At 63.7% G+C, this 10,367-nt stretch carries 10 protein-coding genes and 1 pseudogene; 3 read left to right on the top strand and 8 right to left on the bottom strand.

From position 1 onward, the window contains the following. Positions 1 to 89 precede the first annotated feature (89 nt). Entirely contained in the window at positions 90 to 392 is a 303-nt protein-coding gene (locus tag DFP89_RS21175; protein WP_425452666.1) for a hypothetical protein, read from the bottom strand. 120 nt (positions 393 to 512) lie between these two features. On the opposite strand from DFP89_RS21175, the pseudogene DFP89_RS13430 reads away from it, so the two are divergent. Continuing rightward, a pseudogene (locus DFP89_RS13430) lies at positions 513 to 1,270 on the top strand (IS5 family transposase). A gap of 13 nt (positions 1,271 to 1,283) precedes the next feature. Here the strand turns inward: DFP89_RS13430 and DFP89_RS21170 are convergent. The 5 genes from DFP89_RS21170 to gltX form a co-directional block, all read right to left on the bottom strand. Further along, positions 1,284 to 1,679 carry an IS5 family transposase gene (locus tag DFP89_RS21170; RefSeq protein WP_114349901.1) on the bottom strand — a complete coding sequence of 132 codons (396 nt, stop codon included), beginning with the start codon at positions 1,677 to 1,679 and terminating at the stop codon, positions 1,284 to 1,286. 656 nt (positions 1,680 to 2,335) lie between these two features. Continuing rightward, positions 2,336 to 3,916 (bottom strand): calcium-binding protein, encoded by a 1,581-nt coding sequence (locus DFP89_RS13420; protein WP_114349900.1) that lies wholly within the window; start codon positions 3,914 to 3,916, stop codon positions 2,336 to 2,338. A gap of 145 nt (positions 3,917 to 4,061) precedes the next feature. Then, positions 4,062 to 5,000, bottom strand: coding sequence for a helix-turn-helix transcriptional regulator (locus tag DFP89_RS13415; protein WP_114349899.1), 939 nt, complete (start codon positions 4,998 to 5,000; stop codon positions 4,062 to 4,064). Positions 5,001 to 5,087: 87 nt separating this feature from the next. Then, positions 5,088 to 5,816, bottom strand: coding sequence for a CDGSH iron-sulfur domain-containing protein (locus tag DFP89_RS13410; protein WP_114349898.1), 729 nt, complete (start codon positions 5,814 to 5,816; stop codon positions 5,088 to 5,090). Between the two features lie 237 nt (positions 5,817 to 6,053). After that, positions 6,054 to 7,379 carry a glutamate--tRNA ligase gene (gene gltX, locus DFP89_RS13405; protein WP_114349897.1) on the bottom strand — a complete coding sequence of 442 codons (1,326 nt, stop codon included), beginning with the start codon at positions 7,377 to 7,379 and terminating at the stop codon, positions 6,054 to 6,056. A 77-nt stretch (positions 7,380 to 7,456) separates the two neighbouring features. Here gltX and DFP89_RS13400 point away from each other — a divergent pair, with 77 nt between their 5' ends. Further along, complete coding sequence (locus DFP89_RS13400; protein ID WP_114349896.1) at positions 7,457 to 7,864, top strand: metallopeptidase family protein; 408 nt, start codon at positions 7,457 to 7,459, stop codon at positions 7,862 to 7,864. Next, positions 7,864 to 8,823, top strand: coding sequence for a 1-phosphofructokinase family hexose kinase (locus tag DFP89_RS13395; RefSeq protein WP_114349895.1), 960 nt, complete (start codon positions 7,864 to 7,866; stop codon positions 8,821 to 8,823). Before DFP89_RS13400 ends, DFP89_RS13395 begins: the two co-directional genes overlap by 1 nt. A 26-nt stretch (positions 8,824 to 8,849) precedes the next feature. Here the strand turns inward: DFP89_RS13395 and DFP89_RS13390 are convergent, their stop codons facing one another. Then, positions 8,850 to 9,368 (bottom strand): SixA phosphatase family protein, encoded by a 519-nt coding sequence (locus DFP89_RS13390; RefSeq protein ID WP_114349894.1) that lies wholly within the window; start codon positions 9,366 to 9,368, stop codon positions 8,850 to 8,852. A gap of 90 nt (positions 9,369 to 9,458) precedes the next feature. Next, on the bottom strand, positions 9,459 to 10,358 hold the full coding sequence (argB, locus tag DFP89_RS13385; protein WP_114349893.1) for an acetylglutamate kinase: 900 nt from the start codon (positions 10,356 to 10,358) through the stop codon (positions 9,459 to 9,461). Positions 10,359 to 10,367: the final 9 nt, after the last annotated feature.

The raw sequence follows: 10,367 nt of genomic DNA, 5'->3' as shown, positions 1-10,367 counted from the left end.
CCCCAGCTGGTTCAAGCCGGGGCAAGGTTGCACATGGGTCAATTCTCAATGACAATTTCCGCTGTTGCCGGGTCAAATCTCAGTGGCAATCAACAGGCTGCGGCGGTTGAGACGGTTTGCTCGTGAACGGCGATGTGAACGCCCCCGGGCAGCGCGATCCCTATCCCGCTAGGCTGGATCGACACTCCTGTCAGCCAGATCATGTGGGCGGCGAGATGGATGAAGCCCGTGAATTGGATTTTTCGCCGGTCATGGCGAGTGGCGAAGCGCCGGAAGTGCTTGAGACGACCAAAGCAGCGTTCGATGTGGCTTCTGTGGCGATAGAGCAGCGGATCGTCGGGGATAACGGCCTTTCGCGATCGGTTTGACGGGATGACGACTGTTGCGGCCATCGCCACGATCCGATCGCGCAGCGCGTTGCTGTCATAGGCTTTGTCCGCTAGAGGGCGTCTTCATTTAGCGGATTCCCAATTCGTGTGAGTTCTGATTCAAGATCGAAAACGGCGGCGATCTTGAGCGGACGAAGCCTGACGGACGCGCAGTGGACGCGGATTGAGCCGCTTCTTCCCGGCAAAAAGGGGGATCGCGGCTGCAGCGGGGCCGACAACCGGCTGTTTGTGGATGCGGTGCTGTGGTTGGCGCGCACGGCCTCGCCCTGGCGAGACCTGCCGGCTGAACTCGGCAACTGGCGGACGGTGCATTGTCGGTTCCGGCGCTGGACCCTGATGGGCGTGTTGTACAATCTTTTCAAATCCTTGGCGACAGATCTCGACTTCGAATACGTTTTGGTGGACGCGACGATCTGCAAGGTGCATGCGGACGCAACCTCGCAAAAGGGGGGCTTGAAGCTCGTGCAATCGGTCGGTCCCGCAGCGGGTTGACGACGAAGATCCATGCCGCTGTCGATGCGCTCGGCCTGCCGATCCGCTTCGAACTCACCCCCGGGCAATGGGCCGACAGCCCACAGGCCGAAGGGCTGATCGCGGGGCTCGTGGGTGTCGGCCATGTCATCGCCGTTTCCGGCTATGACACCGAAGCGCTGCGCGGTTTCATTGCCGAGACGTTGCAGGCAGAGGCGCATATCAAGCGCAACAGGAGCCGCGCAAGGCGCCGCCCGATCGACTGGGAGCTCTATTAGAAGCGCCATCTTGTCGAGTGTTTCTTCAACCGCATCAAACGCTTCCGTCGGGTCGCCCTGCGCGTCGAGAAAACCCTCGCCGCCTTCGGAGCCTTCGTCTCCATCGCCTGCGCAATGGCTTGGCTCTCCTAAATGAAGACACCCCCTAGCACGGCCTGCCCTGCTGGCACCCGAGTAGGGCAGGCACGGCAGTGATGTCACCCGCTTGGCCGGGTGCAACCAGAAACCGCAGCGGTCGCCCGAGCGCATCAGCCAGCATGTGGATCTCGGTGGTCAGTCCACCTCGGGAACGCCTCAGCGCCTGATTCCGCCGCCCTTTTCCGGCCGTCGCCTGCTGGTGCATCCGGACAACGATGCTGCCGATCATCAGATACCGGTTGTCGCAGTCCTCGGATGGCGCCTCGAACACCCGCTGCCAGGCCCGGACATGGCACCAGCGGCCGACCCAGCGATGGATGAATTGCCGCTTCCCATAGCGCTCCGGCAGGTCACACCAATGCGCGCCCGAGCGCAGGACCCAAAGACAACAGCTTACGAGCAGGCGGTTGTTGCTTCCGGATCAGTTGGGATCACCGATCTGTCCGAGCAAATTCAGCGCGATCCGTACCTATTGGGCGTCGCTCAGCTCGTAGCGCTTCGGCGCTATCCTGAACTCGGTGATCCAAACACGGTGCCCTATGAACCAACCAAAGTCACCGTGGGACATCCTGAATGTCGATCCGGCCTAGGGGCGCATCGAATGTCACAGGATGCAGAAACGCGGTGCTGTTGCGGACGCAGGTTGCGACCATGGCATGGGCGGCACTTTGCATGCCTGTCACCGATCATGATATTCGGGCGTGCCATCGCCGAACGGGATCATCAGTATGGTTACGTCGAGGTGGCCAAGCAGAAGATCACGCGGCATCGGCCAACCTACGCCGTCGGGATCGGCTCGGGGACAGGGCCTCGATAGGGCCAGCGCGGATCTGCTGCTCAGTCACAACCGGTCGCCGGCGGCGGAGCAGATCAACCGCCGCTGAGACCGGCAGGTGCTCTGCTCAGAGCCGTGTGGATGGTGCGCAGCGGACGCCACGCGGGATATGGCCCGCAGGATCACTTGGCGGAACAACGACCTGGAATGATCGTTGCCCGCATTCTGGTTGCGAGGAAGCAGCGCCGAGAACCGCATTGCTCTTTGCGCTCGGCTGCCACCTCTCAGATGACGAAAAAGTCCGCGACTGTCAGGCCAAGACCAGGATCCAGCAGGGCGATCTGCTGCCGTGCCGTAGCGCCGGAGCCATCGGAATCATAATACAGCGCACCAGTTCTGGCATCATAGATCACCCTGTCGCTGGCATCGACGGTGGCGTTGCCCGTGCCGACGGTCTTGAACAGCGCGGCGCCAAGGGCGCCAGCCGCACCAAGCGCCGTGAATACGCCGTTTTCCAGGGCGATGCTGTCATCCACCCGGTTGAAATCACTGACAATGTCGCGATTGGCTGAGACCGGCGCATTTCGAAAGACGAAGGTATCCCGACCAAGCCCGCCCGTCAGGACATCGAAGCCCGCGCCTCCGTCAAGCCGGTCGTTTCCGATTTCACCATTGAGGCGGTCGGCACCAAGGTCTCCGACGAGGATGTCGTTGTTCGAGCCGCCCTGAAGCCGATCACTGCCGGTGCCACCGTTCAGCTGGTCTTCACCGCCGCCGCCATAGAGTACATCATCACCCCCCAGCCCGCGCAGGATGTTATTGCCGACGTTGCCGGCGATCATATTGGCAAGGCCATTACCATTCCCCGTGACCGCCGTACCGGACAGCGTCAGGTTTTCATGATACTGGCCAAGCGAATACGAGATCGCGGATTGGATCTGGTCGATACCGTCATCTGTATATTCCCATTCGAACCGGTCACCGGCACCGAAAACATAGTAGTCGTTGCCGCCGCTCGAACAGCGAAAGACGTCAGCGCCTTCGCCGCCATTGTAGATATCATTGCCGATGCCACCGCTCAGCGTATCGTTGCCGGCCCCGCCCACAAGCCGGTCGTTGCCCGAATAGCCAAAGAGCGAATCGTTGCCGTTGCCGCCATCGACTATATCGCCCAGGTCGCCTTCCGCCGTCGCATAATAGCCGCCACCGTCAAGATAATCATTGCCGTCGCCGCCATAGATTATGTCCGAACCGTTGCCGCCATCGACATTGTCGTCACCACCCCAGCAGAACAGACGATCAGAGTCGTCACCGCCATCCATCACATCAATGCCGCTGCTGCCATGTAGCGTATCCTGCCCCGCATCGCCGAACAGCGTGTTGCCAAGGGTGTCAAGCGTCGTATCGCCCTCTACACCCGCCCAAAGAATGTCGTGGCCATCGCCACCATGCAGGTTGTCCGCGCCGAGCCCACCAACCAGAATGTCGTGACCGGTGCCGCCAAAAAGGCCGTCGCCGCCATACTGGCCATAAAGGTGATCATTCCCGGCATCCCCGTACAGCACGTCCGAGGCGCCGTTCGTGCTTGTCTGCCATCCCGGTTCGTCGGTTCCGCAGTCGCCGTAGATATAGTCATCGCCATCGCCACCATAGGCCACATCGCCTTCGGTCGCGTCACTGCCATCATAATAGAGGTCGCAATAAATTAAGTCGTTGCCGCCAAAACCCCGCAAGGCGTTATACACATTTAGGGAATCAATATCAGAATAATTGTCGTATGAACCATTGGACAGCACCAGCGCCCTGCCCCAAAGAACGTCAGAGCCATTGGTGCCATCGTTGTTTCCGTTCGCATCGCGCGCCATGATACCCTCAAATACACGGACTTATGGGAAACAAGCCTACACCACGCCAATCACTCTGGCTTGGGGAATTTATCAGGGTTTTGGGATAGTCGCGGGTGCCCGCAGCGCGCCGAACCTGCGCGAGCCGCCGGGCGCACGACCGGTATCACTCGGCGGCGAAACTGTCGCGGATCTCCGAGGGCGTCGCCAGAAAGCGCCGCCGGAAAACCTGATTGAACCATGAAATATCACCAAACCCGGCCATCAGGGCGATGGTGGCGATGGTATGATGCCTGTAGCGGGGATCGCGCAGCAGGCCATGGACATGGTCAAGCCGGGCAGCGGTCACATGATCGGTGAAACTGGTCCCCTCTTCATAGAACAATGCACGTATATACGACACGCTGACGCCATGTCTTTTCGCCAGCCAGCCAAGCGTCAGGCAGGGGTCAGAGAGATGCGCGGCGATATCTGCCTTAAGCGCGCGCCGCCGACCCGCGCGCCCGCCATTGCGGCGCGCCTGCTCGTCGCTGTCACCTTTCGCCCCCAGCATCAGGACCGCCAGATCCATCAGATGCCCGGCATAAACCGCCTGCTCGGCGTCGGAGATCACCGCCTCGCTGTGCAGAAGCGACACGGCATAGCTGAACAGCAGATGGCTTGCGGGATCGCGAAGGGTTCTGGTCTGGAAAAGGCTGTCGGGCGAGGCAATGCGGTCAAGGATCGCCGAATGCGGCATTGCGATGCTCAGGCATGAGCAGCGCTCGGCAAGGGTGGTGACGGTCCCGCGGTCCCGCCGCATCACGTTGACATCGCCAGACCGAAAGATCAGGTCCTCGCGGCGGGCATCATGCACGCCATTGCCGCCGGCAAAGCTGAGATAGAGCAGGCCGTCCTCGTCGGCGGGCGTGACAAGCGTCACGGGCGTGGTGTTGGCAGAGGCCAGATGAACACCCGCCACGGTTCGCAGCCGGATATCGACCTCGGCCGGGCCGCCCGCCTGAAAATCGACCGAGGTGCGAACATGATCGTTATACAGCGCATCGACCATTTCCTTGCGCAGGCTTTCGTCGATATCGCGCGTGGAAAACCGGATGACCGACATGGTGCTGCCCTGCCCGAACTGGATATCCCAGGTTGAAAGTTAATCCATGCCCGGCCTTCGGTCCATCGCGATGGTCAGCCGCGCCCCTTACAACCCGTCGCGGAACCCGATCGAGGCGTGGCTGCCATCGCAAAAGGGCTTGTTTGACGAGGCACCGCAGCGGCACAGCGTCTGGCGATTGCGAATCTCGTAGCTTGCGCCGCTGGCGCTTTGCACCCGGATGCCGCCACGCAGGACCAGCGGGCCGCTGACCGACTCGGCCGGATCCTCCAGAAGCGACAATGAGACCGGCAGCGGTGCCTCGACCGGCATCCGCGTCGCGCGGTCCCAGATCAGCAGGCGGCCGGACGGGCATTGATGGGCCATGTAGGCCGCCAGCTTTTCATGCTGTTCCCCCGGCATCTGGACCTCGTTCCAGATCCGGTTGCCGTTGTCGCAAAAGCGCGCAAAGGCGCAATAGGCCTCGTTGTCGGTCAGGCTGTAATTGGGGCCGTCGATTTCCTCGGCGCCCTCAAGCATCGGCTGGAAGGTCGCGGTTTCGGTCAGATCGACGCCGGCACGCAGATGCGAGCCATCGCAATAGGGCTTCTTCTTCGAATGGCCACAGCGGCACAGCGCGGTTCCGTCCTTGACGGCAAATTCCTGTCCCTGCTGATAGGCCCAGGAATTTCCGGCCTCGTTGGCCACGATGACCTGAACATGCAGCGCAGGCGCGCCCCTGACGATGTAGGGGCCGTTCTTGCTGACCTCGATATGAACTGATGGGTCGCTCTGGACCGATCCGGGCTGGACGATGACGTCGGTATCCTGTGCCATGGGTAACTCCCTCGAGGTGATCCGCCGAATTCCCGCGATATCGCCATTCGAGTGTCTGCCCATACGGCCTGTTTGGCAATTGCCAGCCATCATCCATCCCGGCCTGACCCGACCAAAGCATGGGCCTGCCCGCACGGCAATGCCGCCGGGCCGGGACGCGGAGTCATCCGCCGAAACGCGAACGGCCCCCGCGATGCTGCGGGGGCCGTTGCAAACCTTGGGACCTGGGGCGCGGGCTTAGCCGCGCGCGCGCACGACCTGCAAAAGCGGCATCACGTCCGACATGTCCGGCCCATGCGCCTGACCCGTCAGGGCCTTGCGCAGCGGCATGAACAGGCCCTTGCCCTTGCGGCCGGTGGCATCCTTTACCGCGGTGGTGAACTCGGCCCAGCTGGTATCGGTATAGGGCGGCGGCGGCAGCAGCTTCATCGCTTCAGTGATGAATTCGGCATCCTCGGGGTCGATCTGCGGCTCGGCACCCTGTGAGAATATCTCCCACCAGCCGCCCAGATCGTCCAGCTTGGTGATGTTCTGCGAGGCCACGCGCCAGAAGCGTTCCGCCAGTCCCGCCGGCACGCCAAGCGCCGCGATGCGGTCCCGCACCACCTCGAAGGGGCGGGCCTGATTGGCCTCGCGGGTCAGCGGCCACAGGTCCTCGGCGTCGAATTTCGTCGGCGAGGCGCCGAACTGCGACAGTTCGAACCCATCGGCCAGCGTGTCCAGATCCATGCGCAGTTCGACCGGCTGCGAGGAACCCAGCCGCGCCATCAGCGACAGCAGCGCCTCGGGCGCGACGCCGGCTTCGCGCAGGTCCTTGATCGCCAGGACGCCAAGACGCTTGGACAGTTCCTCGCCATGCGCGCCGGTCAGCAGGCTGTGATGCGCGAATGCAGGCGGGTTGGCCCCCAGCGCGCGGATGATCTGGATCTGGGTCGCGGTATTGGTCACATGGTCGGCGCCGCGCACGATATGGGTAACGCCCATATCCGCGTCATCGACCGAGCTTGCGAATGTGTAAAGCACCTGCCCGTCGGCGCGGATCAGCACCGGGTCGGAAACCGAAGCCGCGTCGATCGAGATATCGCCCAGAATCCCGTCCGGCCATTCGATCCGCTCCTGATCCAGCAGGAAACGCCAATAGCCCTCACGGCCCTCGGCACGCAGTTTCGCGACATCCTCGGCCGAGAGATTCAGTCCAGCGCGGTCATAGACCGGCGGCTTGCCCATGTTGAGCTGCTTCTTGCGCTTCAGGTCCAGCTCGGTCGGGGTCTCGAAGACCTCGTAAAGGCGGCCGGACTGGCGCAGCCCCTCGGCGGCCTCGGCATAGCGGTCCAGACGGTCCGACTGGCGCTCGATCCGGTCCCAATGCAGGCCCAGCCAGTCCAGATCGCGCTGGATGCCATCGGCATATTCCTGCTTGGAGCGCTCGCGATCCGTGTCGTCAAGGCGCAGGATGAAAGTGCCGCCCGACTTGCGGGCGATCAGGTAGTTCATCAGCGCGGTGCGCAGGTTCCCGACATGGATATGGCCGGTGGGCGAAGGGGCGAAGCGGGTGATGGTCATGGAGGTTCTCCTGTCGGCTTCGCTCTTTCACAAACGCCGGTTTTTGTCCATATCGGGACCAAAGACGAGGTAAGCAAATGGTTGACTGGAAAGAAGCCCCGGCCCCCGATACCGGCGTGATCGAGGAACTGGCCCGCAAGGCCATCGCCGGCCTGCCCCCGGAATTCGCCGGCCCCGCCGCGCAGGTGGTGCTGCGCATCGAGGAACTCGCCAGCGACGAGTTCCTGGACGAGCTGGATATCGACGACCCGCTTGAGCTGACCGGGCTTTATGACGGCGTGCCGATGACGGAAAAATCGTCCAGCGATCCGCAGCATTTCCCCGATACGGTCTGGCTGTTTCGCCGCGCCATCCTGGACGAATGGGCCGCGCGCGGCGACGTGACGCTGGGGGCGCTGGTCGCGCATGTGGTCATCCACGAATTCGCCCATCATTTCGGCTGGTCGGACGAGGACATCGCCACCATCGACAAATGGTGGGAATGATGGATCAGGCCCCGATCCTGACCATCACGCTGAACCCAGCGCTGGATATCTCGACCTCGGCGGCGCGGGTGGTGCCGGACGTCAAGCTGCGCTGCGAGGCGCCCACTTTCGATCCCGGCGGCGGCGGCATCAATGTCAGCCGCGCCATCCGCAACATGGGCGGCGACAGCACCGCGCTGGTCGCGCTTGGCGGCAGCACCGGCCAGCGCATGGCCGGGATGCTTGAGGCGGCGGGGATCAGGCTTCTGACCCTGCCCGCACCCGGCGAGACGCGGCAATCCCTGACCGCCGACGACCGCGCCGCGCGCCAGCAGTTCCGTTTCGTCATGCCGGGGCCGGAATGGTCGGATGCGGATGTGGCCCGCGCGCTGGAACTGGCGACACGCTCGGCCACCAAGGGCGGGCTGGTGGTGCTGTCGGGATCGAACCCGCCCGGCGTGCCGGCAAGCTTCGCCGCCATGCTGGCCGAAAGCCTGCAGGGCCATGGCGCAAGGCTGATCGTCGATACCTCTGGCGAGGCGCTGGCCACCGTCGCCACCGCCCGCGACCGCCGGGTCGAGATCCTGCGCATGGACGACGAAGAGGCCGAGGGACTGGCGGGGCGTTCGCTGCCCTATCGCGCCGACACCGCCGGTTTTGCCGCCAGCCTGGTCGCCTCGGGCGCAGCGCGGGGGGTGATCGTGGCGCGGGGCCGCGACGGCAATATCATCGCGACAGATGAGGGCATCTGGCATGCCGAGGCCGCGCGCGTGCCCATCGTCAGCAAGGTCGGCGCAGGCGACAGCTTTCTGGCTGGCTTCACGCTGGGCTATGCCCGGGGCTGGCCGGTCGCCGATGCGCTGGGGCTGGCGGCGGCAGCGGCCTCGGCCACCGTGCAGACGCCCGCGACCGAACTGTGCCGCGCCGAGGATGTCGAGCGGCTGTTCGCCGCCCGCATGATCACGGAAATGCGGGTCTAGAGCCCTTGGGCCGGCAATCCCGGCCCTTACCCCCGGCCATCGATGCGGACGAAATCCAGCACGCTGCCCTCGCCCGGGTGCAGCTCGGACCAGTTGTCGATCTGGAAATCCACGACCAGCGTCGCGGCGGTGGGATAGCGGCGGAAATCCGGGTCCAGCGGCACCCGCGCCGGCAGCATGGCGGCAAATTCGGCAATGCCCGGGTTATGCCCCAGCAGCATCACCGTCGGTGCCGAGGCCGTGCGCAGCATCTGCAGCATCTTTTCGGGCGAGGCGTGATAAAGCCCCGGCTCAAAACGCACCAGCGGGCGCACCTCAAGCGGCGCGGCGGCGGCGCGTTCCCAGGTCTCGCGGGTGCGCAGCGCGGTCGAGCACAGGACCTCTTCAGGCTCATAGCCCCGGCTGGCCAGCCAGTCGCCCAACTCGCGGGCCGAACGGCGGCCACGCTCGTTCAGCGGACGGTCATGATCCGCCTGAGTCGGGTCGTCCCAGGACGATTTCGCATGTCGTGTCAGGATTAGCCGGCAGTGTCCCAGAGGGGTCATCGAATTGCCTTTTTGACCATGTTAATTTTGCACCGCCCGCCGAACCTGCCACAGCTTTCATTGCCCCGGCAAGCACTCTCTTGCGGGTTGTCAAAGCTCGCTGTCGCCCTGCCGCAAGCCCCGCGGTTTGATGCTGGGCTTGGTCGCGCGGATCTGGCTGCCGGCGCCATGCTCGGTGAACAGTTCCAACAGCACGGCATTGGGAACCCGACCGTCCAGGATGGTGACAGCGCGCACGCCTTCCTCAAGCGCCTTGAGCGCGGTTTCGGTCTTGGGAATCATGCCGCCGGCGATGGTTCCGGCAACGATCATGTCGCGCACCTGCTGCGGCTTCAGCGCCGTCAGCACCTCGCCCGAGGCATCCTTGACCCCCGACACATCGGTCAGCAAAAGCAGCCGGTCGGCCCTGAGCGCCCCGGCAATGGCGCCCGCGGCGGTGTCGCCATTGACGTTGAAGGTCTCGTTATCCTCCATCCCGGTGGCGACGGGGGCGATGACCGGGATCAATCCGGCATTGTAAAGATCGCGGATGATCTGGACGTTCATCTCGACCGGGCGGCCGACAAAGCCCAGCTCCGGGTCGTCGGCCTCGCAGACCATCAGGTCGTCATCCTTGCCCGAGATCCCGACCGCGCGCCCGCCGGCATCGTTGATCGCCTGCACGATGCGCTTGTTCACAAGGCCCGACAGCACCATCTCGACCACCTCGACGGTCTCGCGGGTGGTGACGCGCTTGCCGCGCACGAAACGGCTTTCGATGCCCAGCTTGCCCAGCAGGTCGTTGATCATCGGGCCGCCGCCATGGACCACGACCGGATGGATGCCGACCTGTTTCATCAGCACGATGTCGCGGGCGAACTCGGCCATGGCCGCGTCGTCACCCATGGCATTGCCGCCGAATTTCACCACCACGACCGCGCCCGAATAACGCTGCATATAGGGCAGCGCCTCCGAGAGCGTGCGGGCGGTCGCGGTCCAGTCACGGTTCATGTCTTGCTT

This window comes from Paracoccus lutimaris, assembly GCF_003337565.1.
GTDB classification, from domain to species: domain Bacteria; phylum Pseudomonadota; class Alphaproteobacteria; order Rhodobacterales; family Rhodobacteraceae; genus Paracoccus; species Paracoccus lutimaris.
The sequence above is the reverse complement of the archived record's forward strand: the minus strand, read 5'-3'. Positions and strand labels throughout refer to the sequence as shown.